This window comes from Neobacillus niacini (assembly GCF_023715785.1).
GTDB lineage: Bacteria > Bacillota > Bacilli > Bacillales > Cytobacillaceae > Neobacillus > Neobacillus niacini_E.
The window spans coordinates 96,746-123,090 of the sequence record NZ_JAMBOX010000013.1; the positions used below are offsets into that span (position 1 = coordinate 96,746).

27 protein-coding genes are annotated in these 26,345 nt (G+C 41.9%); 14 read left to right on the forward strand and 13 right to left on the reverse strand.

Going from position 1 to position 26,345, the window contains the following annotated elements; all coding sequences use genetic code 11:
- Positions 1-2: 2 nt before the first annotated feature.
- The 8 genes from M3234_RS20775 to M3234_RS20810 all read right to left on the reverse strand — a co-directional run bounded on the left by M3234_RS20775 (position 3) and on the right by M3234_RS20810 (position 7,620).
- Positions 3-1,115, reverse strand: coding sequence for an ABC transporter ATP-binding protein (locus M3234_RS20775; RefSeq protein ID WP_262306538.1), 1,113 nt, complete (start codon positions 1,113-1,115; stop codon positions 3-5).
- Positions 1,116-1,222: 107 nt separating this feature from the next.
- Positions 1,223-2,131: a PucR family transcriptional regulator gene (locus M3234_RS20780; RefSeq protein ID WP_262306539.1), complete on the reverse strand. Its 909-nt coding sequence runs from the start codon at positions 2,129-2,131 to the stop codon at positions 1,223-1,225.
- Positions 2,132-2,209: 78 nt separating this feature from the next.
- Complete coding sequence (locus M3234_RS20785; protein WP_262306540.1) at positions 2,210-2,407, reverse strand: hypothetical protein; 198 nt, start codon at positions 2,405-2,407, stop codon at positions 2,210-2,212.
- A gap of 73 nt (positions 2,408-2,480) precedes the next feature.
- Complete coding sequence (locus M3234_RS20790; RefSeq protein WP_262306541.1) at positions 2,481-2,690, reverse strand: YheE family protein; 210 nt, start codon at positions 2,688-2,690, stop codon at positions 2,481-2,483.
- 62 nt (positions 2,691-2,752) lie between these two features.
- A complete protein-coding gene (locus M3234_RS20795) occupies positions 2,753-3,799 on the reverse strand; it encodes a YheC/YheD family endospore coat-associated protein (protein ID WP_262306542.1) in 1,047 nt (348 codons plus the stop codon).
- Positions 3,796-5,160: a YheC/YheD family endospore coat-associated protein gene (locus M3234_RS20800; RefSeq protein WP_262306543.1), complete on the reverse strand. Its 1,365-nt coding sequence runs from the start codon at positions 5,158-5,160 to the stop codon at positions 3,796-3,798. Before M3234_RS20800 ends, M3234_RS20795 begins: the two co-directional genes overlap by 4 nt.
- Positions 5,138-6,241 carry a YheC/YheD family endospore coat-associated protein gene (locus M3234_RS20805; RefSeq protein WP_262306544.1) on the reverse strand — a complete coding sequence of 368 codons (1,104 nt, stop codon included), beginning with the start codon at positions 6,239-6,241 and terminating at the stop codon, positions 5,138-5,140. The genes M3234_RS20800 and M3234_RS20805 overlap by 23 nt, the downstream gene beginning before the upstream one ends.
- A 2-nt stretch (positions 6,242-6,243) precedes the next feature.
- Positions 6,244-7,620 (reverse strand): YheC/YheD family endospore coat-associated protein, encoded by a 1,377-nt coding sequence (locus tag M3234_RS20810; RefSeq protein ID WP_262306545.1) that lies wholly within the window; start codon positions 7,618-7,620, stop codon positions 6,244-6,246.
- A 145-nt stretch (positions 7,621-7,765) separates the two neighbouring features.
- Between M3234_RS20810 and M3234_RS20815 the strand changes: the two genes are divergently transcribed.
- The 5 genes from M3234_RS20815 (at position 7,766) to M3234_RS20835 (ending at position 13,523) form a co-directional block, all read left to right on the forward strand.
- Positions 7,766-8,113 (forward strand): YlbF/YmcA family competence regulator, encoded by a 348-nt coding sequence (locus M3234_RS20815; RefSeq protein WP_262306546.1) that lies wholly within the window; start codon positions 7,766-7,768, stop codon positions 8,111-8,113.
- Between the two features lie 178 nt (positions 8,114-8,291).
- Complete coding sequence (locus tag M3234_RS20820) at positions 8,292-9,161, forward strand: Cof-type HAD-IIB family hydrolase (RefSeq protein WP_262306608.1); 870 nt, start codon at positions 8,292-8,294, stop codon at positions 9,159-9,161.
- Positions 9,162-9,321: 160 nt separating this feature from the next.
- Positions 9,322-10,833: a coproporphyrinogen III oxidase gene (locus M3234_RS20825; protein ID WP_262306547.1), complete on the forward strand. Its 1,512-nt coding sequence runs from the start codon at positions 9,322-9,324 to the stop codon at positions 10,831-10,833.
- Between the two features lie 142 nt (positions 10,834-10,975).
- A complete protein-coding gene (locus M3234_RS20830; protein WP_262306548.1) occupies positions 10,976-12,595 on the forward strand; it encodes a long-chain fatty acid--CoA ligase in 1,620 nt (539 codons plus the stop codon).
- 136 nt (positions 12,596-12,731) lie between these two features.
- Positions 12,732-13,523, forward strand: coding sequence for an enoyl-CoA hydratase (locus M3234_RS20835; protein WP_262306549.1), 792 nt, complete (start codon positions 12,732-12,734; stop codon positions 13,521-13,523).
- Between the two features lie 878 nt (positions 13,524-14,401).
- Here M3234_RS20835 and M3234_RS20840 read toward each other — a convergent pair.
- Positions 14,402-14,587, reverse strand: coding sequence for a YhzD family protein (locus M3234_RS20840; RefSeq protein ID WP_262306550.1), 186 nt, complete (start codon positions 14,585-14,587; stop codon positions 14,402-14,404).
- 123 nt (positions 14,588-14,710) lie between these two features.
- On the opposite strand from M3234_RS20840, the gene M3234_RS20845 reads away from it, so the two are divergent.
- The 6 genes from M3234_RS20845 (at position 14,711) to M3234_RS20870 (ending at position 22,463) form a co-directional block, all read left to right on the forward strand.
- On the forward strand, positions 14,711-15,610 hold the full coding sequence (locus tag M3234_RS20845; protein ID WP_262306551.1) for an ABC transporter ATP-binding protein: 900 nt from the start codon (positions 14,711-14,713) through the stop codon (positions 15,608-15,610).
- Positions 15,603-16,856, forward strand: coding sequence for an ABC transporter permease (locus tag M3234_RS20850; RefSeq protein ID WP_262306552.1), 1,254 nt, complete (start codon positions 15,603-15,605; stop codon positions 16,854-16,856). Before M3234_RS20845 ends, M3234_RS20850 begins: the two co-directional genes overlap by 8 nt.
- A 111-nt stretch (positions 16,857-16,967) precedes the next feature.
- The gene (locus tag M3234_RS20855; protein WP_262306553.1) at positions 16,968-18,185 is read left to right on the forward strand and encodes a metallophosphoesterase family protein; all 1,218 of its coding nucleotides are present in this window, start codon (positions 16,968-16,970) and stop codon (positions 18,183-18,185) included.
- Between the two features lie 15 nt (positions 18,186-18,200).
- Complete coding sequence (locus M3234_RS20860; RefSeq protein WP_262306554.1) at positions 18,201-21,188, forward strand: AAA family ATPase; 2,988 nt, start codon at positions 18,201-18,203, stop codon at positions 21,186-21,188.
- 52 nt (positions 21,189-21,240) lie between these two features.
- Entirely contained in the window at positions 21,241-22,185 is a 945-nt protein-coding gene (gene yhaM, locus M3234_RS20865; protein WP_262306555.1) for a 3'-5' exoribonuclease YhaM, read from the forward strand.
- 86 nt (positions 22,186-22,271) lie between these two features.
- Positions 22,272-22,463 carry a sporulation YhaL family protein gene (locus M3234_RS20870; RefSeq protein WP_262306556.1) on the forward strand — a complete coding sequence of 64 codons (192 nt, stop codon included), beginning with the start codon at positions 22,272-22,274 and terminating at the stop codon, positions 22,461-22,463.
- A 39-nt stretch (positions 22,464-22,502) separates the two neighbouring features.
- Here the strand turns inward: M3234_RS20870 and M3234_RS20875 are convergent, their stop codons facing one another.
- Entirely contained in the window at positions 22,503-23,369 is an 867-nt protein-coding gene (locus M3234_RS20875; protein WP_262306557.1) for a peptidylprolyl isomerase, read from the reverse strand.
- A gap of 289 nt (positions 23,370-23,658) precedes the next feature.
- On the opposite strand from M3234_RS20875, the gene M3234_RS20880 reads away from it, so the two are divergent.
- Positions 23,659-23,751 (forward strand): YjcZ family sporulation protein, encoded by a 93-nt coding sequence (locus M3234_RS20880; protein ID WP_262306558.1) that lies wholly within the window; start codon positions 23,659-23,661, stop codon positions 23,749-23,751.
- Positions 23,752-23,810: 59 nt separating this feature from the next.
- On the opposite strand, the gene M3234_RS20885 is transcribed toward M3234_RS20880, so the two are convergent.
- Entirely contained in the window at positions 23,811-23,990 is a 180-nt protein-coding gene (locus M3234_RS20885) for a hypothetical protein (RefSeq protein ID WP_262306609.1), read from the reverse strand.
- 220 nt (positions 23,991-24,210) lie between these two features.
- On the opposite strand from M3234_RS20885, the gene M3234_RS20890 reads away from it, so the two are divergent.
- Positions 24,211-24,549, forward strand: coding sequence for a YhaI family protein (locus M3234_RS20890; RefSeq protein WP_262306559.1), 339 nt, complete (start codon positions 24,211-24,213; stop codon positions 24,547-24,549).
- Here M3234_RS20890 and M3234_RS20895 read toward each other — a convergent pair.
- Positions 24,546-25,139 carry an HTH-type transcriptional regulator Hpr gene (locus M3234_RS20895; protein ID WP_262306560.1) on the reverse strand — a complete coding sequence of 198 codons (594 nt, stop codon included), beginning with the start codon at positions 25,137-25,139 and terminating at the stop codon, positions 24,546-24,548. The genes M3234_RS20890 and M3234_RS20895 overlap by 4 nt on opposite strands.
- 289 nt (positions 25,140-25,428) lie before the next feature.
- Here M3234_RS20895 and M3234_RS20900 point away from each other — a divergent pair, with 289 nt between their 5' ends.
- The gene (locus M3234_RS20900; protein ID WP_262306561.1) at positions 25,429-25,620 is read left to right on the forward strand and encodes a hypothetical protein; all 192 of its coding nucleotides are present in this window, start codon (positions 25,429-25,431) and stop codon (positions 25,618-25,620) included.
- Positions 25,621-25,680: 60 nt separating this feature from the next.
- On the opposite strand, the gene M3234_RS20905 is transcribed toward M3234_RS20900, so the two are convergent.
- Positions 25,681-26,208 carry a tryptophan transporter gene (locus M3234_RS20905; RefSeq protein ID WP_066316795.1) on the reverse strand — a complete coding sequence of 176 codons (528 nt, stop codon included), beginning with the start codon at positions 26,206-26,208 and terminating at the stop codon, positions 25,681-25,683.
- Positions 26,209-26,345 lie beyond the last annotated feature (137 nt).

The window sequence follows — 26,345 nt, forward strand, 5'->3', positions numbered from 1 at the left end:
AATTATTTATCTGATTGCGGGCGAACGCGAAGTTCAGTTTCACTGTCAAAGAAGTGTGCTTTATTTAAATCAAAGGCAAGCTCCAGTGTGTCGCCTGGCTTTACATCGGCACGTGAATCAAGTCGTGCAACAAAGTCTTGGTTATCAAGACTAGAGTAAATCATTAATTCGGCACCAGTTAATTCGGCAACATCGATGTTAACCTTAACTTTTGTTCCGGCAGAAGCATCAATAAACACAGGCTCATCATGAATATCCTCAGGGCGGATTCCAAGAACCATGGTTTTACCGACATAGCCTTGTTCACGAAGATATTTCATTTTTCCTTCTGGGACGGAAACAACGGTTTGACCAATGATAAATTTGCCATCTTCCAATTTCCCGTTAAAGAAGTTCATGGCAGGGGAACCGATAAAGCCGCCGACAAATACGTTTTCCGGCTTTTCATATACTTCTTTTGGCGAGCCCACTTGCTGAATGATACCGTCCTTCATAACAACCAGGCGGGTTGCCATTGTCATCGCTTCTGTTTGGTCGTGTGTTACATAGATAGTCGTTGTGTTTAAGCGGCGGTGTAGCTTAGCAATTTCTGCTCGCATTTGCACACGAAGCTTGGCATCGAGGTTAGATAATGGCTCGTCCATTAAGAATACCTTGGCATCACGGACAATCGCACGTCCCAATGCAACACGCTGACGCTGACCGCCGGAAAGGGCCTTTGGCTTTCTTGTTAAATAGGCTTCAAGTCCAAGAATTTTCGCTGCTTCTTTTACGCGGCGGTCAATTTCATCTTTAGGGAATTTCCGAAGCTTTAAGCCAAATGCCATGTTATCATAAACAGTCATATGCGGATATAAGGCATAGTTTTGGAATACCATCGCGATATCGCGATCTTTTGGTGCTACATCGTTTACGCGTTTGCCATCAATAAAGAAATCCCCTTTTGAGATTTCTTCAAGACCGGCAATCATTCTCAAAGTTGTCGATTTACCGCAGCCTGATGGGCCGACAAACACGATAAACTCTTTATCATCAATGTGTAAATTAAAGTCCTTAACGGCAGTTACTTTGTTATCGTAAATTTTATAAATATGATCTAATTTTAACTCAGCCATTTGGAAAGCCTCCTTGTTTTATCTAACAACTTCAGTTTACAAGGAATAGTGAAAAATTCGTATGGACAGGATGCACAAAAAATGAAAGCGCTCTATTGGGCAGTTTGTCATTGTTGTGTATGTTCAAACAGCTGGCAGGCGAGAAAAACCGTGAATGCGCCGTAAAAATCTTTTAAGCCAATACCGGTTCTTTCGGTGAATTTATCAAGCCGGTATTGCAGTGTATTACGGTGGATGTACAATTTTTTTGCAGTCGTACTGGCATTTAAATTATTTTCGAGAAACACCTTAATCGTGGTATACAGTTCTGGGTCACCCGTAAACAGCTCAAAAATCTCGTGTGGTATTTGGCCTGTCAATTGCTCCGGCAAATGGGCGGCCAAATAAGCAGGAAAAATGCGTTCATAGGTAAACAATCTTGAATTATTTTCCAAATGTCTAACGGCAAAGGTAAAGTATTCCCGTTCCTTCTTATAAATGCTCGGGAGCATTTCGGAAAGAGGATATAGCTTCCCAACGTAGAATGAAATTTTTACATAAAAATCGCTTTCCAATGTTTCCGACATCGAAATTAACTCACCATCTGAAAGGGAGATTTGTTTTTTGCCTTCAATGACGACCCCGTTTTTCCGGCTTTCCCAAATAATGTTGGTGTCCTCGGTGAAAAAGCCTTTTAAGGCATCCTCAATTTCAGGCTGGTTAATATCAGGACCGTTGATTTGAAACTGAATGAAGCGATATTCATGATCGGACGGATTGCTTGGAGGCGGTCCGTCAAATAATAAAAATTCATGCCATTTTCCAGAGGCGGTATTGCCTACTGTCGCTTGAAAGTCAATCAATTGGTACAGCGTTTTAAGGACGCGTAATTCCTGATCGCTAATTTCTGTTTTTGGGATGCCAATCCACTCGTGAGCGGCTTCATCAAAAAATACGTATTGATGCTGTGGTTCCTGATTTGGACGTTCAGCCAGCATAACGGAATTACTAAATAATGACAATAGCTTTTTTAGCATAATTCATTTCCCCAGTCTGTTGTATATCATTCATTATAACAAAACATAAAAAAAGCCGGGTCATGTTGACTCGGCGAATTAATCTGCTTGATAGGGTGGCTCTTCCTCTGGAAGCTGCCGTGCCTGCTCAATATTGGTGGCATCGTGGCGCGCATGTACGGAACCACCAGACAATCCTTCATTAATCATTCTATCGATATCCACATATGCTTTGTCTCTGCCTTCATAGTTGGAACCTTCATTGGTCATTTTTTCGCTTTTCTTGTTCAAGCCCATCGATCCTTTCAGAAAATCTTTCCTTAATTAGTTTATGACTAGGAGCAATTTTCATTCAAAAGGGGACAGCTATTTACTCATAAACATGATAAAGCATTAACTCATGAATCTGACTCTTCAGTGCTTCCATTTCCTCTTGTTCGGGAGTATTTGAGGTCCATTCAATTTTGCCGGTTTGGTGGTAAACCCCTGTAAACCTTTGTTTTTTATGATAAAAGGAAAAATTCCAGCCGGGAATATTTTTGTTTTCGAATAATGGCTTAAATTGAAAGTGCATGATCATTGTCAGAATCTCCCTTCGGCAATCTTGTTTACTCTTTAAGAGTAACCTGTTTTGCGGGAGATTTAAATAGGTTTTTTTGCAAGCCGGAGGAATAACTGGCATAGTTGCTCAATTTTCCGCGCTTCAATTTCCGGCTCATTAAAGCTCATCGGTTTTGAATTTACTTCAAAAATATAATAGTGCCCAGTTGTGCTTACAGCGGCATCAATCGAAAATTCACCGAAATAGCCGAATTGCTCCGATAAAGCAGTACCAATAGGAGAGACAATGCTGTGAATAAAATGATCATGGGCAGAGGTTTGCACTCTCTCATATGGGAGCATTCTGCCTCCCGAGGGGATATGGGTGGTGATATCCTGTTCCTGTGATTGCCTGATGGCAATGCCAGTCACTTTATATTTTTCTTTGTCAGCATGGGCGAGGATTCGGAAATCGTACCGAAAGCCATCAAACTGTGACGATTCAATTTCTTGCTGGGCCAAATAATTTTTTTTAAGCAGCAGTTCACGCCATTCCTCCCAAAAATGCTGGAAAGATGGATACGTTTGTGATGTATTTTTATCTTGCAATGTCAGCCTGTTGTCTGAATCAATCCTTAAGCGGAAGATTCCTTTACCTTTGGAGGAATGGGCCGGTTTCAAATAGATACTTTTATATCCCGTTAAAAATGAGTGCAGTTCGTCATCCTCCGTAACCAACAGCGACTCTGGCAGGTACTTCTTCAGGAACGGATGCTTCTTTAACAGCTGATATAATTCAAATTTATCAATAAAACATGGATTGAAAAACGGGATATTCTTTTCTTTTAATAAAGAAAAAAAACGTTGGCTCTCATCCTGTTGCTCTGTTTTTCGAAAGGGAATTCGGTTATAAACGACATCAGGGTAGGGAAATCTTTCCTTCATCCAGCGACTTTGATCAGGATCAAATATATAGCCGTCAATCATGTCTTTGCCGGCATTCTCATAGGTAAACACAAAGCTTATTCCATTAAGTGAAATAAGCTTCTTTTGCAACTTAATAAATAATTCGCTGTTGCCGGTTATTGTTCCATCAGACCTTCGTGCTGCCATAATTCCGATGACCGGATGGGGGAGGGAGCTGTTCATTTGAACAGTTCCTCCGGATGCATTAATGACTGTTCAGTTAAAAATACTGCATAGGCGAGCGATAATTTTCGCGTAAGAAAATCAAATTGTTGCAATTTCGGATGGGTGAATATCGACCTGCCCGGTTTGGAGTTTGCTTCAAACAGCCAAACATCGCCGTTCTTGTCGATGCCCAAATCAAAGCCAATTTCGCCGATAATTCCGGAAATATTCCGTTCTAACGCCTTGCTTAAGGTAAGGGCGGCTTGGGAGAGTTTTTTTGTGTATAGCTCGCATTCATCATTTGGAAAAATTTCCGCAATCGTTTTTATTTCTCCGCCGTTTCGTTTATGCGTGGTTACGGAGCCCTGTCCGGCGATTTTTGCGGCAATCGCTGACACCTGCCAATTTCCCGACTCGTCCTTATTGGTGTGAACGCGAAAATCCACGGCACGCTGATTGGTGCGAATAAGATGAATGCCTTGCTGAACCACCATGTTTTCAAGCGATTGATTGGGGAATACCCATTTAAACAATTTTTCCAAGGTTGAAAACTTACGTAACCGGTTGACTTCATCCCGATCTTGGTAGCGGCAATAGTAATATCCCGAATTTCGGTCATAAAGAATTTGGTGAATTCCGAGCCCAAGACTGCCATTCTTTGGCTTGATATAAACATGACCGTATTTGGCGAGCATGGTTTCGATTTTCGAAAAAGAAGTAAATGGATGAGTCTCAGGAAGATAATTCTCGACTGACCCGTCCTGTAACAGTCGTTCGTAAATGTCAAGCTTATTAAAAAATCCAGGATTGTACCATGGAATGAGATAGTCCTTCTGCAGCCGCTGCTTGACCCTGGTTAATTTCCGGCTGTTTTCACTTTTGCGGTTGGGCAGTCGGTCATAAATCACATTCGGAAATGGAACTTCGATGCTCTGCCAGGTTTGCTGATGATAAAAAATTCCCTCGATGACCCCTTGCTCCCAATCGATATGCTGTTCTCCAAAAATAAACACACTGGCCCCGACATTTTTACCTACCGACAAAAGCTTGGAAAAAAACGCGGTCCGTTCCCCAATCGGTTGTTCGGGAAGCTGTGTAAAACCGGCGGTGAAAATGCCAACAAGCGGCCCGATATAGAGCACCCCATTCTCGATAAATGCATGGAGCGGCTGCCTTAAATTCGGAAAATGGAGAACTTTTTGGATAGGTTTGCTAATGACAATTCGGTTTTGGCTGTCAGGGTGGGGCCGAAAATCTACTTTCATTGATTTTGATCCAAAAGCAATTTTGGTCAACACCTTATCCTCCAGGAATGAAGGAGGGCAAAAAACAATTAATTGGTCGTTTGGGGCTACTTCAATGAGATAACGTTTTCGCATGATCGTACTTCCTTTCTTTTGAATCTGTCTGGGAAAGGAGTTTTGCGTAAAGCAGGGGCGCCCGGAACAGGATATCTTTCAAATTTGGTCGAGTTTGCAACAGGACCTTCCGGCCAGGCTTTGAATTGATATCGAGTATCCAAATCGAGCCATTTTTGGCGATGCCGATATCCACCCCAATCTCAAATAATGGCAGAAATCTTTTCTCAAGTAGCTGCGGCAGTTCCCTAAGGATGTATTGTAGCTCGTGTTTAATATATTCACCCTTCGCAGGAGGAATCGCTGCCGCCCATTCAGCATACGTCTTCACTGATCCCCCGGCACTTAAGTTGGAGAGTATTCCGCCGGTTGTCCCGACCCGGATTCCTCTGCCCCTCACTCCCCAAATGCCCTTGTCATTTTTTTGCATCAGAATTCGAATATCAAATGGTTGCGAGTCCTGATTGGACAATTCCAGGTATGGCTGCATAAGGTATTGATGTTTGCGGAACAGTGACTGCAGCCATTGAGTTAACTTTGCTTCATTGGGGAAGATTCGCGAAATGATTTTTTGTTGTTTTTCCGTTTTGACATGAATGGTTTTGTCGCTTTTCCGTAAATAGTAAATCCCGTAGCCTTGTGAGCCGTTGACTGGCTTTAAGATGATTCTTTTGCCTGCATGTAGTTCTTTTAAAACCACTCCCGGCCCAGGTACGGATTGTGTCGGGGGCAAGTAGGCAGACAATACGGTGTCTTTTAAGGCATCATACAACTCCAGCTTATTTGGCAGCCCGTATCCCAAAAAAGTTATATCCTCTTTGGATTTTAGCCATGAGACAATTGGCAGGCATTGTTTCGAGTGCTCGTCATCTCCGTAAAAGCATCGGTCATACAGAAGGTTAGGTATCGGAAACTCGGCATCAAACCAGGCTTGGGAACGATGATCGAACCTTTTTCCCTTAACCTGGAGAGTATACGGGTTGATTTCGGAGGGGATAAAGCGGAAGCATTCCACTCCGAGAGATTCCCCGTGCTTCGCGATTTCTGTTATATAGGAAGCTTCACTTTCTAAGGAAAGCGACATTATTCCAAAGGCTGTCATTTTTAATCCTCCTTTTCTGTCATCGAATCAAATGCAAGCATGGTGCAAAGTGCGATAATGGCTGTGGCGGATGGCCTGATTTTTCCTGGCTCATCCTCGAAAAGCTTTGAAGGTTTCGAGTTGACTTCTATCAGCCAAGGATTCCCGGCAAGATCCACACCGATATCGATGCCGAGTTCCCCGGTGAGTCCTGACCCGGTCATGCTGAGACTCTCAGCAATTGTCAGTGAAAGTTCTTTGATTCGCACAAGTGCTTTAGACGCTTGTTTATTATCTAGTACGGCTCGCAAGGCCCTCAGCGGTTTCATGCTCGTGCCGCCCCTGGCCAAATTAGCAACAAATTCTTCCTCCGCTCCAATCCTGGCGATGGTGGACGTGACCACCCAGCGATGATTAATATTCTTATGGCACAAGACTCTAAAATCAACGGGCTTAGTATCAAGGGTCAAAAATTGAATCCCTTGCTGAATGATATAAATGCGGTTTCTAAGCAAGGTAAGGACCACTTGATAAAGTTCCGAAAGCAGGTAATGGTTCGCCGAATTTTCTGGCTGATGATGTAAGGAAGATTGGATTGAAAATAGGCCATCTTGCACCCGGGTTATTTTTATGATGTTTCGTCCTTGGCTGCCATGGACGGGTTTTATAAACACAGTTTCATAGGTTTGCACGAAGTCATAAAGGTTTTCCTTTGAAAAAATTTTTGTCTCCGGGAGTGCCGATGGCAGCTGCTTCCCTTCGCTTAGCCGCTGGTAAACATCCCATTTGGACAGAAAGCGATCATTAAAAAGCGGAATCGCCAGTTGTTCCAGCTGGTTGCGAAACTTCTTGAATGAAGGGCCGTGTTCAAGTTTGCGGGAATGAATTCGATTATAAATGACATCGGGTAATGGAAGTAATGCTTCATGCCAAGTCCCATTTTCAAAATAATAACCATGTATCGGAAATCGATCATGCCGAAACACATAAAGAAACCCGCCCCTTTCCTGAATTCCATGGTGAAGTTCTTCGCAAAACGCATGGATGGACCGGAAGTTTGGCTGTCCCTGCCCGGGTTCCGGAAAATCTGTCACTAATCCGATTATTGGACCGATCTGCAGGGTGTTAATGTCTTGCTTGTAGACTGCTTGAAACTTATGTCTATTAAGCGGAAGGCTAAATTTTATGAAGATATTTTCAGAGACTAATATTTCGTTTCCAGCGATATCAGTCAATTGGATATCTGCAGTTACTACTGTTTTTCCACATATGAGTTTTATTACTTTGGTTTGATTCAGTTGTAGTTGTTGATGCAATTCAGACGATAATTGGATGAAGCTGTCCTTCGTATTTGTGGGTTTCTTGGCAGCAACCGTTACAGGAATTAATGAAAAAGCCATAATCACTCCTCATTTATTTCATTTTCTGGGCATTTGTATAGTATATTATGTAGTAGCAATTCCGTTGGTGATTTGAACATTCTCGCATTTGGATGAATAGTTTGTTATAGTTGTAAGGAATTGTGACCAAAAGGAGTGGACCCAAATGGCAGTTAATTTATATGATTCAGCTTATGCGCTTGAAACCGCCATCCGTCAAAGTGATGAATACCGGGAGCTAAAGCAGGCATATCAGGAAGTCAATGCCGACCCCGCGGCCAAGCAAATGTTTGACCAGTTTCGGCAAATGCAATTGAACTTGCAGCAAAAGCAAATGATGGGACAAAATATTTCTGAGCAAGAGGTACAACAGGCGCAGGCAACTGTTGGTATGGTCCAGCAGAACCCAAAGATTGCGAACCTTATGCAGGCTGAGCAGCGGATGAGCATGATCATCGGCGAATTAAACCAGGTCATTATGAAACCATTAGAAGAGCTTTATGGCCAATTTTAAGATGTATTTTTAGGCTTTCGGGTACGTACCCCGGGGCCTTTTTTCTTTTGACGAAGGTTAAGAAGTGGTTGGCTTGGGGGGCAATTTTCCATCAGTTTAACATGCTTTGTTCTATAAATGGCTGAAAACTCATAAAAGTTATATAAGGGTAATTTCACCAAGAACAGGGGGCAACATGATGATCTATCGCTTACTGGCGTTAAATATTGATGGGACATTGCTGCAATCAAATGGCAGAATCCATAAATCCTCAAAGGAAGCCATTGAATATGTCCGGCAAAAAGGAATATATGTTACGCTTGTTACATCCCGCAGCTTTGCTTCAGCCCGCAAAGTGGCCAGGGCCTTGAACATAAAAGCTCCTCTCGTAACACAGCAGGGGTCGTATATTGCAAATGCCGAGGGAAAACTAAATTATGCTAACCGGATAAATCAGGACATCACCTATGATACAATCCGGTTTCTTGAGGGATTGCCATGTCAAATCCGCCTTGTGCATGAGGATTTTTCCGTGGCAAATAAGCAAAAGCTTCGCAGCAACGTCTTGTCTAGAACCGTATTTACCTCTGGAGACCCGATGTTTTATACACAGCAATTTGTATCTTCTGTCAGCGAATACTTACATGAACATCCTATGACACCGCCAAAGATTGAGGTTTATTTTGAAAATAAAAACGATCTGGAGGATGCAAAAAAAGCGCTGGAGGGCATGTATACCGAAATTGATATGATCAGGCTCGATCCGTTACGGATTGATATTGTTGCATCAGGCGTTTCCAAGCTGACAGGCTTGGCATACCTCGGCAGTCAACTGGGATTCAAGCTTCAAGAAATGGTCTATATTGGCGACAGCATTGACGATATCTCATTGATCGAAGCAGCCGGACTGGGCGTATCAATGTGGAACGCCCCGTTTGAGGTGAAACGGGCCTCGGACTGGGTAACAAGGTCACAAAACGAGCACGGTGTAGCCTATATGGTGAAGGAACACTTCCGCAAACAGCAGCCAATTGAATTTCTGCGGAAGATGAAGATTATTAAACAGTAACTCGAAAATAAACGTAGGAAGATATCAATTTAAACTTGCAAAGGATACCAGCAGAACATGCTAATGGTATCCTTTTTTGCTTGTGAATAATTTCCACTATATTGACCTTATTTTTTTGATTATGTACACTTAAGGAAGTTTATTTTGAAAGGTGATTTTCTTGCGAATTTCAATACTAGGATTAGAGGATGAAAGATTCAATCGGCCGCTCCAGCTGATTGCCAATTTATTTTTTGAAGAATCACAGATCTTGTCGGCTGATGCCATAGATGCTGATTTATTGATAAAATTTGATCTGCAGGTTGAAGAAAAGATTTCTGTTACAGCGGAATTAGCGGCCAATGAAGGCAAAGCGGTCTCTGCTGATTACCAAACGGAATTAAATCCGACAGATTCAGAGAAAGAGCGGTTTAAACAAATCAAAAATGCCGTTTCCCATGTTTATTTAACTGTTTTACAGGACTGGACAGGCATGACACAAAAATGGGGAATTCTCACCGGAGTTCGGCCAACCAAGCTGCTTCATAAGAAATTGCAGGAGGGTATTCCCTTGGTGACGGCCCATCGGCAATTGAAGGATGATTATTTAATTACCGATGAAAAAATTAAGCTGATGCAGCAAATCATCGACCGGCAGCTTGCAGTTGTCCCCGATCTTTATTCATTAAGGCGGGAAGTCAGCATCTATATCGGCATTCCGTTCTGCCCGACCAAATGTGCTTATTGCACGTTTCCGGCCTATGCGATTAATGGGCGCCAAGGGTCGGTTGATTCCTTCTTGGGCGGCCTTCACTATGAGATGCGGAAAATTGGCCAATGGCTGAAGGAAAAGGGTGTTCGCATTACTACCGTTTATTACGGAGGTGGGACCCCGACGAGCATTACCGCGGAAGAAATGGATATGCTCTATGAGGAAATGTACCAATCGTTTCCTGATGTCAATAAAATTCGAGAAATCACGGTTGAAGCCGGTCGTCCGGATACGATTACGCCTGAAAAATTAGAGGTTCTGAAGAAGTGGAAGATTGACCGGATCAGCATTAATCCACAGTCATATACCCAAGAAACGTTGAAGGCGATTGGCCGCCATCACACCGTTACTGAAACAATCGAAAAATACCATTTGGCGCGTGAAATGGGCATGAACAATATCAATATGGATTTGATTATCGGCCTTCCGGGGGAAGGGATGGAGGAATTTACTCATTCTCTGGCAGAAACAGAAAAGCTGATGCCGGAATCGTTAACGGTTCATACCCTATCGTTCAAGCGCGCTTCGGAAATGACGAAGAACAAAGAAAAATACAAGGTTGCTGACCGTGCTGAGGTTGAAAATATGATGGAGTCGGCCCAGAATTGGACGGCAGAACACGGCTATGTCCCGTATTATCTATACCGCCAGAAAAATATCCTTGGCAATCTAGAAAACGTCGGCTACTCACTGCCAAATCAAGAAAGTATTTATAACATCATGATTATGGAGGAGCAGCAGACCATTATCGGGCTTGGGTGCGGGGCATCTAGCAAGTTCATTCATCCAATGACTGGGAAAATTACACACTTTGCCAATCCAAAGGATCCAAAGTCCTATAACGATAGTTTTGAGGCTTATACAGAGGAAAAAATTAAAATTTTAGAAGAATTATTTGCTGAAAAAGGTTCTCCTGCTTAATAAGTGCGGGGGGCTTTTTTTTATGTAGAATATTCGATTCTTAATAAAGGATTATTTTTGAATATGTCGAATATTTAAGGGAAACCAATTCATAGAATGCTATGAATTTAAAGCGCTTTCAATATAGGAGGGGATTAGTTTTATGATGGTAACACCTTTAACCTTGACGCAAATGCTGGAACGGGCGGAGCGATATTTTCCGAAGAAGCAGGTCGTTTCACGAACGGAGAGCGGGATCCAGCGCCTCACGTACAAACAAATTGGCGAACGGACCAGGAGGCTTTCTGATGCATTAACAAAACTAGGCGTTGAAAAAGGGGACCGGGTCGGAACGTTGGCTTGGAATCACCACCGCCATCTAGAGGCCTATTTTGGAATCCCTTGTATCGGTGCGGTCCTGCATACAATCAACATCCGTCTTTCACCACAACATATCAGTTATATTATCAATCACGCCGAAGATAAAATACTCCTAGTGGATTCTGACATCCTTCCATTGCTTGAAAAATGCGCATCCGAATTGAAGACTGTAAAAGCTTTTATCATCATGACCGACAAAAAAGAACTCCCTGAGACAACGCTTGCACCCGTTTATCACTATGAGGATTTGCTGGCCGAAGCAAACCCGAATTTCAAATACTCAAATGACATTAACGAAACCGACCCTGCTGGAATGTGCTATACCTCCGCCACAACAGGAAATCCAAAAGGGGTAATTTATTCCCATCGGGGCATTTTCCTGCACAGCATGGCGTTAGGCTTGGCTGACACGGCAGCCATCAGTGAAAACGATATTGCCATGACGGTTGTTCCCATGTTCCATGCCAATGCCTGGGGAATGCCATTCGCCGGCGTATGGTTTGGCACCACACTGGTTCTGCCTGGTCCATATTTTACGCCGAAACTATTGGCTGAATTAATCCAGCAGGAAAAAGTAACGATCACCAGCGGTGTCCCGACGATTTGGCTGGGACTGTTGAAAGAGCTTGAGGAAGGTTCGTATAATATGAGCAGCCTCCGTGGAATCCTATGCGGTGGCTCTGCGGCACCAAAGGGCATGATAAAGGCGTTTGAACAAAAATATAATGTTCCATTTATGCATGCCTATGGCATGACGGAAACGAGCCCGTTAGCCGTGTTCTCAAAATTAAAAAGCTACCAAGAAGAGCTGGATTATGAGGAAAAGCTGGAAATCAGGGCAAAGCAGGGCGTACTCGTTCCTGGTCTTGAAATGAAGATCGTCGGCAAGGATGGCGAAGTGGCTTGGGACGGCAAGGAAATGGGCGAATTGTGCTTAAGGGGTTCGTGGATTGCCTCTGAATATTATAAGGACGAGCGGACGCTTGATGCGTTCCACGATGGCTGGCTCCATACTGGTGACGTGGTCACGATTGACGAAGAGGGCTTTATCAAGATTGTTGACCGCACAAAAGACCTAATCAAGAGCGGCGGCGAATGGATTTCGTCAGTCGATTTGGAAAATGCGCTGATGGCCCACGAGGCTGTGTTTGAAGCGGCGGTGGTAGCCGTTCCGCATGAAAAATGGCAGGAACGCCCTGTTGGCTGCGTCGTGTTGAAAGATGCATACAAAGGTAAAGTCAGCAAAGATGATTTATTGGAATTTTTGGCTCCGCAATTCGCCAAATGGTGGATTCCTGACGATATTCTATTCTTTGAGGAAATCCCTAAGACATCAGTAGGGAAATTTTTAAAGATGGCACTTCGCGATCAGGTCCAGAAAGAGGTCAGTCAAAAAGGGTAAATCAAAAAGGACAAGGGGCAAATCTGACCTTTGTCCTTTTTATATGGAAAAATTCAATATATTTAGAGAGTTTGCTTTTTTTATCGGAATTTATCTATATAATGGAATTGAACAAAGTATATGGGAGGGGAAAGCGATGTCGTTAAGTTTTATGACAGATAAGGTGGCATTAACCGTAAATGGCCGCGTCGCAACGCTGGAAATGAACCGGCCTGAAGCGCTCAATGCCATGGATGTGGACATGATTAGAGGACTTGTCGGAAAACTGAAGGAACTCAGCGAATCGGATGCGATTGATATTGTCGTACTGACCGGAAAAGGTAGGGCTTTTTCCGCGGGTGGCGATATTAAAACAATGCTTTCCAACATGAATGAGAAAGATTTCTTCCCGGTCATGGACTGCATCAGCGAGTTAATTATTACACTTTATAGCCTGTCTAAGCTTACCATTAGTGTAGTCTCCGGAGCGGCTGCTGGCCTTGGGTTCAGTTTGGCCCTGGCCACTGACTATATTATCGCTGACAAATCTAGCAAACTGGCTATGAACTTTATCGGAATCGGTCTCATTCCTGATGGCGGGGCACATTTCTTTTTGGAAAAAAGACTGGGTGAAACAAAGGCGAAGCAGGTTATTTGGGACGGAAAAGTGATGACTGCGGAGGAAGCGCTTGCAATTGGTCTAATCCAGGAAGTGGCCGATGGTGACCTCCAAGAGGCGGTACATAAAAGAATAACAGATTGGCTGAATCGGCCAGTCCAGGCGATGATCAAGACGAAAAAGATTTTGGCAGAAAAAAATCGCCCGCAACTATTAAAAATACTAGAATTAGAGAAATTTGGCCAGCAAAAAATGCGTGAAACGGTAGACCATAAGGAAGGCATCAAAGCGTTTCTCGAAAAAAGAAGGCCAAATTTTACAGGTAAGTAAAAAAAGAAGCCGTTTTGGCTTCTTAGATTGTCGAGAAAGGGTCTTTTTCTCGGCAATTTTTTATTTTATCGGTGAATTGCCGATTTTATTTTAAAATTGCCCCTGCTAATCGCCTTGTCATTTTCTCCAGACACGTCATAAGAAGCGCTCTTATAACGCGTTCGCTTCGATTTTTTCCTTAGACACGTCATAAGAGGCGTCCTTATAACGCGTTCGCTTCGATTTTTTCCTTAGACACGTCATAAGAGGCGTCCTTATAACGCGTTCGCTTTGATTTTTTCCTCAGACACGTCATGAGAAGCGTTCTTATAACGTGTTCGCTTTGATTTTTTCCACAAACACGTCATAAGAGGCGTCCTTATAACGCGTTCGCTTTGATTTTTTCCTCAGACACGTCATAAGAGGCGTCCTTATAACGCGTTCGCTTTGATTTTTTCCTCAGACACGTCATAAGAAGCGTCCTTATAACGCGTTCGCTTTGATTTTTTCCTTAGACACGTCATAAGAGGCGTCCTTATAACGCGTTCGCTTTGATTTTTTCCTTAGACACGTCATAAGAGGCGTCCTTATAACGCGTTCGCTTTGATTTTTTCCCCAGACACGTCATAAGAAGCGTTCTTATAACGCGTTTCCTTTGATTTTTTCCTCAGACACATCATAAGAAGCGCTCTTATAACGCGTTCGCTTTGATTTTTTCCTCAGACACGTCATAAGAAGCGCTCTTATAACGCGTTCGCTTTGATTTTTTCCACAAACAAGTTATAAAATGCGCCCTCATAACCCGTTCCTTTTGATTTTTTCTTCAGACATGTCATAAGAGGCTAATAAGGCTGTCGAGAAGTTTCTCTACAGCCTGAGAAGCCGTTTTGGCTTCTTTTTTATGAATGAAACAACAGCAGTTTCCCAGCTGGAGATGTGCAGCGGTGTGTTTTCTCGAGCAAATTTTTCTCCGCTAACAGATGTTCCCCCTGCTTCTTTGCTGCCTCATCATTTTCGGCCTGGAAGGCTTCATCCAAAATCTTTTCCCCATTTGCTTCAAATGCAGTTAACTTATACGTTTTCATTCCCATACCCCTTTTTAAAATTTCTCCCTATTGATATTTTTACATAATTTTTCAAATAGTGCAAAAGGAAAACGCAAAACCGCAATATGGTATAATTGTCTCGGAAGGAAAGGAGTGGAAAAAATGGTATTAAAATTAGAACATGTCACCAAACGGTTTGGTTCATTTACAGCTGTAGACGATTTGTCGTTAACGATTCCGGAAAAAGAAATGTTCGGCTTTCTCGGTGCAAACGGGGCCGGAAAAACCACAACGTTCAGGATGATTTTAGGCCTTCTTGATGCCAGCGCGGGAAGTATTACTTGGGACGGAAACCCGCTGAATTATTCTACTAGCCACCTTGTCGGTTATTTGCCAGAGGAGCGAGGGCTCTATCCCAAACTCAAGGTGCGCGAACAGATTGTCTATTTGGCCAGATTGAGAGGAATGGCAAAAGCTGACGCATTAAAAGAACTAAAGATATGGCTGGAGAAGTTTAAAGTTCCCGAATACGAAAATAAGCGGGTCGAGGAGCTTTCGAAAGGGAACCAGCAGAAAATCCAATTCATTGCTGCCGTCATCCATAAGCCAAAGCTGCTAATTCTGGATGAACCTTTTAGCGGGTTGGACCCGGTCAATGTTGAAATGCTAAAAGAGGCTGTTCTGGCATTAAAAGAGAATGGGACCACGATTGTTTTTTCAAGCCATCAAATGCATCACGTTGAGGAAATGTGCGAGCATTTATGCATTTTACATAAAGGCAGACCGGTTGTATACGGTGCATTAAAAGAAATTAAACGTGCGTTTGGGAAAAAGAACCTGATCATTCATGCCGATTTCTCATTGGAATTTTTAAAGGACTTTCCTGGTGTTGTCAAAACAAAACCGACAACGGAGGGTGCCGAATTGCAAATTGAAGGGGAAAGAGTGGCAGAAAGCATTCTTAAGGAAATTGTCGGGAAGGGGTTCATTCGTAAATTTGCCCTAGAAGAGCCGTCTTTAAATGATATTTTTATTGAGAAAGTAGGCGATTCCTATGAATAGCTTCTGGATCATCTTGTTTCACACTTATTTAAACAAATTAAAAAGCAAATCGTTCATCATCACAACGCTGATGACGGTTGTCATTGTCTTGGGGCTAACCAACATTCAAAATATCATCGATTTATTTGATAAAAATGGAGGGAAGGATAGTATTGCCGTTCTTGATGAAACAGGGCAGCTTTATGAGCCGTTGAAGCAGCAAATGAAGGCTACTAACAATGATATCAAACTTACACAATATAAAGGAACAGAAAAAGAGGCTGAAAAAGCGGTGGAAGAAGGCAAATACAATGGCCTTATCCTGTTAAGATTTAATGGTGAACAACTGCCGGAAGCGACTTATAAGGCAATGAGTATCGCTGATTCCAGCCTGTTCGCCGACCTGCAAATAGGCTTGCAGCAAGTGAAAACGATGCTTGCCGCGTCCAAAATTAACTTAACCCCGGAACAGCTGCAAAAGCTTTATGAACCGGTTGCTTTTGATAAGGTAGCACTTGAGAAAGACGCAAAAACGGAAGAAGAATTGAATCAGGCCAGAGGCCTTGTCTATGTACTGTTATTTGTGATTTATTTTTCCGTTATCATGTACGCCAGTATGATTGCAACGGAGGTCGCAACGGAGAAATCATCGCGGGTAATGGAGATATTGATTTCCAGTGTTTCGCCGATTAAGCAGATGTTTGCTAAAATTATCGGCATCGGTCTCTTGAGCATGACACAATTTGCGGTATTCCTGATTGTCGGCTATTACTCTCTTATGAGTAACATGGATTCATTAAAGGACGGTTTCTTTGGGGTTTATGGATTCGGCAGCATTCCGACAGCAACGATTGTCTATGCGGTGATTTTCTTTATCCTTGGCTATTTTCTCTATGCCACGCTAGCTGCGTTCTTAGGGTCGCTCGTCAGCCGGATCGAGGATGTGCAGCAGATGATTACCCCGATGACCTTGCTGATTGTTGGCGGATTTATGATTGCAATGTTCGGTCTCGGCAAGCCCGATGCCGCGTTTATTACGGCCACTTCTTATATTCCCTTCTTTACACCGATGATTATGTTTCTTCGTGTCGGGATGTTGACTATCCCGGTTTGGGAAGCGGTCTTGGGGATTGCCCTTCTGGTCGCCACCATTATAGCATTGGCGATATTCGGTGCCAGGGTCTACAGGGGCGGCGTATTAATGTACGGCAGGTCCAACTCCTTTAAAGATATTAAACAGGCATTAGAATTGACGAAAAACGAATAAGTTGCTGTGAGCTTTACCATTTTTGGTAAAGCTTTTTAACTATCTTTATACAGAACGTGCATTCGCATTTCGCGCATGATACAATGATGAAAAAAGCAGTGAGGAATAATTATGAAAAAAATATCGTTTATTCATGGAGCGGATTTGCACTTGGATAGCCCGATGGTGGGGTTAAGGCATTTGCCGCAAGCTATTTTTACGAGGGCAAAAGAGAGCACCTTTACGGCACTAAAAAAACTTACCTCGACGGCAATTGAGCGCAAAGTCGATTTTGTTATTCTTGCTGGAGATTTGTTTGACGGGGAGGACCGAAGCCTGCGTGCCCAGTCACGGTTTCGGTCGGAAATGCAAAAACTTGCCCAGCATTCGATTCCTGTGTACATTGTTCACGGCAACCATGACCATTTAAACGGCTCTTGGGTTCATCTTGATTTGCCGGAAAATGTTCATGTGTTTGGCAGCACGGTGGAGAGAATGGTGCTGGTAACGAACAGTGGCGTGACCGTTCATCTTTATGGCTTTAGTTACCCGACCCGTCATGTGTATGAGCGGAAAATCGATGATTATGGCAAATCCGGAGAAGCTGATTTTCACATCGGCATACTCCATGGCAATGAAAGTTCCGGAACCGAGCATGATAACTATGCTCCATTCACCGTGAAGGACCTATTAGAAAAAAACTTTGATTACTGGGCGTTGGGTCACATTCATAAGCGGACAGTTTTATCCGATACCCCTCCGATTATTTATCCTGGAAATATCCAAGGAAGAAACAAAAAGGAAAGCGGTCTGAAAGGGTTTTATCATATTTCGCTTAATGAGCTTGGGACAGAATTCACCTTTGTGGATTGTGCGGATATTGTCTGGGAGGAGGTCGAGATCGACGCAGCAAAGGCAGAAAACTTCAATGATATCCTTGGCTTATGCCAATCCACCATCCACTCTTGTCGAAAAAATAACGCAGGTACGTTTCTATCATTAAAACTAACGAATATCCACATGGAGGATGAACGGGAAAAAAGAACGTTGAATGGGGAGCTCTTGGACCTCCTATTGGATGAAGAACAAAGTGAAGATTCATTTGTCTGGATTATCGATATCACATTTTCAGAAAGAAAGCTTCTCGATAAAGAGGTGTTAATACGTGAAGCTAATTTTTACGGAGAGCTGTTCGAAACCATCGAGCATTTTGACAATACGGAGAATGCTTTGGCACCATTGTACGAGCACCGACTGGGAAAGAAATATTTATCCCATTTATCACCGGCCGAACAGCGCGAGTTAATCGAACGGGCAGAAAAACTATTAATTCATTATCTTTATGATTGAAGGGAGTGAATCCTATTGAAAATTGTCTCGATGCATATATACGGTTATGGGCAATTAGAAAATATCCAAATCGATAATTTAGCAGATTTTCAAGTTTTTTTTGGCGAGAACGAAGCTGGTAAATCGACCATTATGTCCTTTATTAACAGTGTTTTATTCGGGTTCCCGACAAAACAGCAGGCCGAGCTGCGTTATGAGCCAAAGCACAGCACGAAGTACGGGGGCAGTATCAGAATTTTTCATGAAGAGTTTGGGTTTGCTGTGATTGAACGTGTTAAAGGCAAGGCCGCTGGCGATGTAAAAGTCAACTTGGACAATGGCACTTTTGGCGGCGAAGAGCTTTTAAAAAACCTGTTGGGGAATTTTGATAAAGGACTGTTCCAGGCCATTTACTCATTCAATATTCATGGGCTGCAAAATATTCATCAAATGAAGGGGGAAGAGTTGGGCAGATTTCTGTTTTCAGCTGGAACCTTGGGAACGGAACGGCTGGCAAAGGCAGAAGCAGAGCTTCAAAAGGAGCTCGATTCCCGGTTTAAGCCTGGCGGGAAAAAGCCTCCATTAAACGAAAAATTGCATGAGCTTCATGAAATCAATGGGGAATTAAAAAATGCCGCGGCAAAAGTGAAGGAATATGAACCGCTGATTGAAAAAAGAGAAAGGTTTCTCCAGGAATCGGAAAAAATCAATCAGGAGTTGGCAGATGTTCATCAACAATCGGAGAAATTAACCGAATGGAAACGAGTCCAATCGTTTGTAAAGGAAGAAAAGCTGACGCTAAATGAGCTTGAAGAACTGGGGCAGATCCAGTTTCCTGTCCGTGGCTTGGAAAGGCTGCAACAGCTAAATCAACTCATTCTTCCCCACAAGGCAGAACTAGTCAGCATGGAAGAAAGAATGAAAAAAGCAAAGCTTGATCTAGTTGAGCTTGAACCTGATGAATCACTCGCAAAAGACGAGCCTGTCATTGTGAATTTGCTTAATCAAATTCCTGTATTGGAACAATTAACCCTTGAAAAAGGTCAGTATGAACAAAAATTGGCACACTTGGAAAAAGAGCTTGCCGTCATTAACGAGAAACTCCATTTGCCGTTAAACGAAGAAGATATTCTAGCAATCAATACAAATATATATATGAAAAAACAGGTTGAAGACATTTCTAGACGCGGTCAAAAGCTGTTGGAAACGAAGGCTGACCACGATCATTTGCTTCAAGAAGAAAAAAATGCGCTAGAACTAATGGAAAAGGAAGTACAGCTAACGTCTAGTCTGTGCCTGCCAAAACAAGAACGTGCACTTCTGGAGGAGCAGGTACAGGGAAATGATAAAAGAAGCCTTGAAGAAGAATTAAGGACCATTAGGGACAAACGAGGTTTTTACCAGCATTCACTGGAATTGGAGCAGGCATCCAGAACAAGGATAAAGCAGCAATTTTTTACTATTGAGTTAATTCTAATTGGATTAACCGTCTACGGTGCGCTTACAAAGCAATGGATTTTGATGTTTCTGGGCTTCGGGGCCTGTGTTGTTTTTGCTGTGTTTATGTTCCAGAACCTAAAAAATTCGAAACAAAAAGAAACCAATCGAAGGCTGGAGGATTTAAAAAAGCAAGAAACAAGAATAATCGAGAAACTCCAGTCGGCAGCAAATCTCGACATAGAAATGGCTGAGGAAAAGTTAAAGCGAGACAACCTACGAATCGAGCAGCTGCAAGTTATGAAAGTAAAGCTCGAGCAGCAGCAAGCCCAACTTCAAAGAGCGATGGACAAATTAGAAATCTGGGAGCAGGAGTCTAACGACCATCGAAAAGCGCTGTTGATGATCGGTAACGAGCTGAAAATACCCGAATATATGGCTGCTTCGTTTTTGCTGGAGGCTTTCGGCCAAATCGAAAAGTTTAAAGAGATCTGCCGGGAGAAACATCAGCTCCTTGAAAAAATAGCGAACATCAATCAGCAACAAAAGCAGATTACGGACGAGCTAAAATACTATGAAAATCGCTATTTGTCTGAAAAAGGCCTGGATTTACATAAAACAGTCTATTTATTGAAGAAGAAGCTGGAGGAAGAACAGGAAAAACGGATTAAGCTTCGAGAAAGACGTGCAAAGTTTCTGGAAATGGAATCTGACCTGCAGCAAAAGAATAAAGAGCAAGAACAGCTGGAAGCTGAATATATCAAGTTGTTGGGTGAAGCGAATGTGGAAACTTCGCAGGAATTCTATGAACTTGGCGAAAAAGCGGAAAGACGGAGTGAGCTTTTGGATAAGCTCGAGAGCCTTCAAGGAAGGCTTCAATTCTCCATCCTGTCAAAAGAAGAGTGTGAACATTACTTACACATTCATAATTGGGATGATTTAATTGAAGAGTGTCAGCAGCGTTCGCGGCAATTACAAGCTCGATTAAAGGAATTGCAAGAAGCCCAGGCCAAGGTCAAAGTTGAGATTGGGCTGCTTGAAGAAGGCGGGACCTATTCCGAAATCCTTCATCTCTACAAACAGAAAAAATTCGATCTGGAAGAGATGGCTAAAGAGTGGGCTATTTATTCACTGGCCCAACATATTCTTTTGGAGACAGTTGAAAAATACAAGAGTGAGCATTTGCCGCGAATGTTGGAGAAAGCAGAGGAATTTTTGGAGTTTCTTACAAGTGGAAACTACCAAAGAATTCACCCTCATCCAATCGGGATCGGATTCCTAGTCGAAAGGAAGGATCATACCCTATTTGAAGCGAATGAATTAAGCCAGGCCACTACAGAACAACTTTATGTTTCTATTAGATTGGCTTTGGCGATCACTTTATATGAAAAATATCAGTTTCCGATTATCATTGATGATGGCTTCGTTAATTTTGATGCTGCCAGAACGCAAAGGGTCATTGAGCTGCTAAAAAGCTTGGGACAAAAGCAAATTTTATTTTTCACTTGTCATCAGCATTTACTGCCGTTATTTCCTAAGGAAAATATTATTCAATTGGATAAAGGTGCTGTTCAGATAATTTCATAGAATAAAAGTGGATTATGGTATACTTTAGCTAGAGGGAAGGAGCGTGGAGTGGTTGGCAAAAGGAATTTTGCATTATGAAGTCGGGGATCAGGTAGAATTATTCCTATTAATAAAAAATTCAACAAAAGGGATTGCCAGTAACGGGAAGCCGTTTTTGACCTTAATCCTACAGGACCAAAGCGGTGAAATTGAGGCAAAGCTTTGGGATGCAAATGAAGAGGATGAAAAAAATTATGCTCCACAATCGATTGTAAAAATCCTTGGGGATGTCCAGAATTATCGTGGCAAAAGCCAATTGAAAATCCGCCAGATTCGCAAGACCAATCCTGCTGATAGTGTAAAGCTGGAGGATTTCCTTGAGACTGCGCCATTAAGCCAGGATCAGATGGTCAGCAAGATAACCCAATATATTTTTGATATGAAAAATCCGAACATCCAGCGGATTACCCGCCATTTGATCAAAAAACACCAAAAAGCGTTTCTTGAATATCCGGCAGCTACTAAAAATCATCATGAATTTGTCTCGGGACTTGCCTATCATGTTGTCAGCATGCTTGATTTAGCGAAGGCAATTGCCGATCTTTATCCGAGCCTTGATCGGGACCTGTTGTATGCGGGAGTCATTTTGCACGATATGGGCAAGGTTATGGAGCTGTCCGGCCCGATTTCAACAGTCTATACACTGGAGGGCAACTTGCTCGGTCATATCACCATCATGATTACTGAAATCGGCAAAGCGGCCGATGAGCTGGGAATTAAAGGAGAAGAAGTATTAATCCTTCAGCATTTGGTCCTTAGCCATCATGGAAAAGCTGAATGGGGCAGCCCAAAACCACCGCTTGTGAAAGAAGCGGAAATCCTTCATTATATAGACAATCTAGATGCAAAAATGAACATGCTCGATCGTGCTTTGGAAAGAGTCAAGCCTGGCGAATTTACCGAGCGCGTTTTCGCTTTGGATAATCGTTCATTCTATAAACCTGTTTTTCACAAATAACCCGAGTTCCGGGTTATTTTTTTTTGCCAGTAAGCATAATTATGTAGTAAAAAAGTGGACAACCACTTTGAAAGGAGCAAGCGAAATTGACTATTCCTATTTGGGTTTATGCAGTAGTGGTTGGAATTATCCTCAGTGCGTTAATGGCCATCAAGACAGGAAGAGAAGAGCGTGAATTGGAAATGGAGGATATCGAGCGTGAGGGCGAGATTTACATGAAGCGCCTGGAGCGGGAAAAGGAAGCACGAAAGGGACACAGTCAAAGTGCAACAGAATAAATAGAAGAGCGGAAGCCTAAGGCGCTTCCGCTTTTCTTATTAATGGGCAGCTGTTCCGAGATTAAGGGCGTCTTTCAAGTCTTTGTCCTTGATTTTTACATCCGCTTCTTTCAGTTCCTTCTGCATAACTTCATTGATTTTCTCACTTGTTAGTTGTGTAGATTTAAATTCTTTTTCAAGATCTTTTTTTACTTTATCAAAAGAAGCATTTTCTCTTGTTTCAGTGACTTCAATAATATGGTATCCAAATTGGCTTTTCACTGGTGCACTAATTTCATTAGCTTTCAGTGCAAATGCAGCTTTTAGAAAGTCCTCATCCATTTGCGCATCAGGGCCAAACCATCCAAGGTCTCCGCCAGCAGCTTTTGCAGCTTGGTCCGTAGAGTAAGTATTGCTTACGTCTTCAAACTTTTCCCCGGCATCCAGCTTTGCTTTCACTTCGTTTGCAGTTGCTTCATCTTCAACAAGTATGTGGCGGGCTTTGATCTGTTTTTTATAGGTGTTTTCGAAGTAATCTTTTAATTCTTTATCAGACACCTTAATATTTTCCATCGCAGCTTTTTCTTGAAGCATGCCAAGTTTCATTGTTTTCTTCAAGTCTGCTTCACTTTTGTAGCCATATTGCTGAAGTGTCATTTCAAAGTTCGCACCAAGGTCAGCTTTTAATTGCTCGATTTTTTCGTCCAATTCTTTGTCTGTCACTTTATATTTTTTGGACAGAACCTTTTCATAAACGAGCTGTTGCAGTGCTTGCTCCCCGAATTTATCCTTCATGACATTATAAAGCTCTTCTTGGCTTACATCACCTGCTTTAGTCTCTGCGACTTTTTCAGAACTTGCCCCATTACATGCACTTAATCCAAGAACCCCACCGGCAATTGTGAGGGCTAATATCCATTTTTTCATGATTTTTCTCTCCTAAACAGTAAATTCTTTTGGGCTTTTGTCCACATCCTCTACTATAACATAAATGGGAACGGCTGCAAAAATATATTCATTTTTTTGCCTTAATTGAAATATACACCATGTCTTGGGTAGACTTTCCCGAAAAATGAGGCAAGGGCCTAGTCGAAATGAATATCGAATGAATAGTATATCGTAGCAATAAATGAAAACTAGCTATGGACGATTCCGTTAGGACGGTTCATGAGGCTGGTTGAATTTATGCGTTATGACAATAAAGGAGGTAAAGAGCATGTCAGGAGGAGCAGGTTACGGAGCAGGCTTTGCGTTAATCGTAGTTCTTTTCATCCTATTGGTTATCGTTGGGGCATCTTGGATTTGGTAATGAGGCAATAGGAAAAGCGATGAGAATACACTCATCGCTTGTTTTTTTTGCATGTTCTACTATGTATACAGGATTTCCACATACGAAGAAACCAGCAGAATGGTGACCAGTACGTTAATAGTCCGAAAAACTTTGTGCTGACGGTCTTCAGGTATTTCTTTTTGGATGCAAAGGGTGGTCGTCATTTTATTGACATAAAATAAGATAAAAACGGCCAAGACAATAAAAATGGAGATCATCACTGATTCCCTCCTTATGGTTAATACTGCGCTTTTCTCTTTACAATATCAAAAATTGCCTCAAAAAGATAGTGATATAGATTGGATGAATGGCAGATTATTTTTTTGCACGCGCATCTCGATTCTTCATTTTTTGCTATTCCAGACAAAAGGTTTACCCTTGCCGGAAATGGGTGAATAATAAACATATAAAGATTTACAATGGAATGAGGATTTCAATATGCAGGAATATGAACGGCTAAAAGCAAGGGTGGATTTACTCCAATATCATCAAAAGTTGTTATTGGAGCTGGTGGATAACCCTAAGCTTCCATTTTATCGATTAGTGATCGAGTCCGGGATAACCGAAACTGAAATCACCAATTTTTATACTTTATGTGATAAGTTGAGCAAAAAAATGGCAGAACAAAAAGCGGAAGGATATGTGAACTTTCATCCGCTTTTCGAAAAGCTATTATTTTCCATGCCGGCAAGTCTGGATGCAAGTAAGGTTGTAAAGGCCTGCTTAGATCAAGATTTATACAGGCCCTTGTTTATAGAGTTCGCCAAATACATTTAACAACTATAGGCCAGTTCATGTTCTTCAGTGCTTTCCGCTTTTTTAAGCCTGCCATTTTCTTCGATAAATTTGGTTTCAATATTATGGAAGGAACGCTCGAAAATTTCCATGAAATCATCGCCATAAATGTTGCGAATGATGGCCATTATTTCAATAATATCCGGAAACTTGCCATACAAGGCCCTTAACGGCAATGCGCCAGTGAATGCAGCATTTCCATCCGGGTGATAGGTTTCCATTGATTTTAGGAGAAGGTCCTCGCCTTCCTTAGTCAACTGGATGTAAGTATTGCGCTTATCATTTTCTTTTTTTGAAAACTTCAACAAACCTCTCTCTTCTAACTTTTTCGAAAAATTAAAAGCGGTTGAGACGTGCATTACCCCAAATTTTGCAACATCAGAGATCGAAGCACCATTTAAATGATAGGCAATCCAAAGAATATGGTGTTCATTAATATTTAAATCATACGGTTTAATCCATTGCTGCCAGTCTTTCTCAATTGACTTCCATAACGCTTTACTAAGTTGGGCAATTCTTTGACTAAAAAGCATCGCTTCCTTCATTGAATATTCTTTCTCTGTCATCCCCATTTTCACCTACTTTATTATTACTCTACTATCATTATGCCAATAAAATAAAAATTAATAAAGAAAAAATTCACAAAATTTTAGAAATTGTAATACTTATATTTTAATTTTTAATATAATTCGGTTTTATTTTCATTATTCCTGCTAGAAATTGGCAACTTTTTAGAAAAATAATAGATAAAAAGATTTCCTCAAATAGTTTAGCCTATCCGTCTCATAGGAATGGACGATAAAACATATAATTAGTTACAACATCATTCAAAATATTGAATCCTATCAGGGGGACAACAAAATGAAGAGTGCTGCTGTGATCTTTTTTATTTTATGTGCCATTTCGTTTTTGGGTGCCGGTAAATATTTTATGGACTTGCAAAGACCTGGTGTTTATCCACCGAAGCAGGTGTTAAAGAAACGGGCTGGAACTTTGGCTGCAGGTGGAGGGGTCTGTTTGTTGATAGGGTTCCTTTTATCTTTCTTTCGATAGAATAGCAAATTTAAGAAAAGAACCCGGGTGGGTTCTTTTCTTTGTCTGATCATCCCGTCATTATTTTTGAATGACGGCATTTGATGACGATAAGTTTGTTCGTTTAAAAATAGATTGAGCAATTGGATACAAAATAACCATTACTACAGTATTAATGGCGGTAGCCGGTAAAACTGCAACTCCAAACAGAGCAGCAAACGGGCCTGGTAAGCCTACGATTAAGTAGGCAGAACCTAAAAACACCGTACCAGAAACGAGTGTGCCAATCGCAGTCAATACGCCAACACTTACAATGTTAGTTCGGTACTTTTTGAGTGCCAAAAACAAACCGAAAAAGACCAATGCAGTGATAGGCTTATCAATGATATTTGGAATTTGGCCGCCAGGGAACCCGGTTGTTAATGCAGTTAATACACCGGTAACAATCGATAACAGGATGACGCTTTTGATTTCAGGAATAAGAATAATTCCCAAAAACATCATCGCCAGCATCATATCCGGCTTAATCGGGAAAGCCGGCATTACCGCATGGAGGACAACTCCAATTCCCGCTAATAGTGCTAAGATAGTCAGTTTTTTCGTATTCATTTCTCATCTCTCCTCTGCTTTTCTAAGCTATTTATCCCTCCCGCAGTGCGCTCATTGCCTGCAGCGAAGAATTTACAAACATTATAACATAATAGTATCCTATAAATAAAGATATAATTTTCAGACAATTAGCACCT

Bases quoted from the DNA above. Each gene is read 5' to 3' on its own strand.
- M3234_RS20815 (WP_262306546.1), top strand. From the start codon at position 7,766: ATGGCAGTTAATTTATATGATTCAGCTTATGCGCTTGAAACCGCCATC.
- M3234_RS20900 (WP_262306561.1), top strand. From the start codon at position 25,429: ATGAAGAGTGCTGCTGTGATCTTTTTTATTTTATGTGCCATTTCGTTT.
- M3234_RS20885 (WP_262306609.1), bottom strand. From the start codon at position 23,990: ATGATCTCCATTTTTATTGTCTTGGCCGTTTTTATCTTATTTTATGTC.
- M3234_RS20890 (WP_262306559.1), top strand. From the start codon at position 24,211: ATGCAGGAATATGAACGGCTAAAAGCAAGGGTGGATTTACTCCAATAT.
- M3234_RS20820 (WP_262306608.1), top strand. From the start codon at position 8,292: ATGATCTATCGCTTACTGGCGTTAAATATTGATGGGACATTGCTGCAA.
- M3234_RS20905 (WP_066316795.1), bottom strand. From the start codon at position 26,208: ATGAATACGAAAAAACTGACTATCTTAGCACTATTAGCGGGAATTGGA.
- M3234_RS20895 (WP_262306560.1), bottom strand. From the start codon at position 25,139: ATGGGGATGACAGAGAAAGAATATTCAATGAAGGAAGCGATGCTTTTT.
- M3234_RS20835 (WP_262306549.1), top strand. From the start codon at position 12,732: ATGTCGTTAAGTTTTATGACAGATAAGGTGGCATTAACCGTAAATGGC.
- M3234_RS20775 (WP_262306538.1), bottom strand. From the start codon at position 1,115: ATGGCTGAGTTAAAATTAGATCATATTTATAAAATTTACGATAACAAA.
- M3234_RS20785 (WP_262306540.1), bottom strand. From the start codon at position 2,407: ATGGGCTTGAACAAGAAAAGCGAAAAAATGACCAATGAAGGTTCCAAC.
- M3234_RS20805 (WP_262306544.1), bottom strand. From the start codon at position 6,241: ATGACAGCCTTTGGAATAATGTCGCTTTCCTTAGAAAGTGAAGCTTCC.
- M3234_RS20850 (WP_262306552.1), top strand. From the start codon at position 15,603: ATGAATAGCTTCTGGATCATCTTGTTTCACACTTATTTAAACAAATTA.
- M3234_RS20875 (WP_262306557.1), bottom strand. From the start codon at position 23,369: ATGAAAAAATGGATATTAGCCCTCACAATTGCCGGTGGGGTTCTTGGA.
- M3234_RS20780 (WP_262306539.1), bottom strand. From the start codon at position 2,131: ATGCTAAAAAAGCTATTGTCATTATTTAGTAATTCCGTTATGCTGGCT.
- M3234_RS20790 (WP_262306541.1), bottom strand. From the start codon at position 2,690: ATGATCATGCACTTTCAATTTAAGCCATTATTCGAAAACAAAAATATT.
- M3234_RS20795 (WP_262306542.1), bottom strand. From the start codon at position 3,799: ATGAACAGCTCCCTCCCCCATCCGGTCATCGGAATTATGGCAGCACGA.
- M3234_RS20800 (WP_262306543.1), bottom strand. From the start codon at position 5,160: ATGCGAAAACGTTATCTCATTGAAGTAGCCCCAAACGACCAATTAATT.
- M3234_RS20830 (WP_262306548.1), top strand. From the start codon at position 10,976: ATGATGGTAACACCTTTAACCTTGACGCAAATGCTGGAACGGGCGGAG.
- M3234_RS20840 (WP_262306550.1), bottom strand. From the start codon at position 14,587: ATGAAAACGTATAAGTTAACTGCATTTGAAGCAAATGGGGAAAAGATT.
- M3234_RS20845 (WP_262306551.1), top strand. From the start codon at position 14,711: ATGGTATTAAAATTAGAACATGTCACCAAACGGTTTGGTTCATTTACA.
- M3234_RS20810 (WP_262306545.1), bottom strand. From the start codon at position 7,620: ATGGCTTTTTCATTAATTCCTGTAACGGTTGCTGCCAAGAAACCCACA.
- M3234_RS20880 (WP_262306558.1), top strand. From the start codon at position 23,659: ATGTCAGGAGGAGCAGGTTACGGAGCAGGCTTTGCGTTAATCGTAGTT.
- M3234_RS20855 (WP_262306553.1), top strand. From the start codon at position 16,968: ATGAAAAAAATATCGTTTATTCATGGAGCGGATTTGCACTTGGATAGC.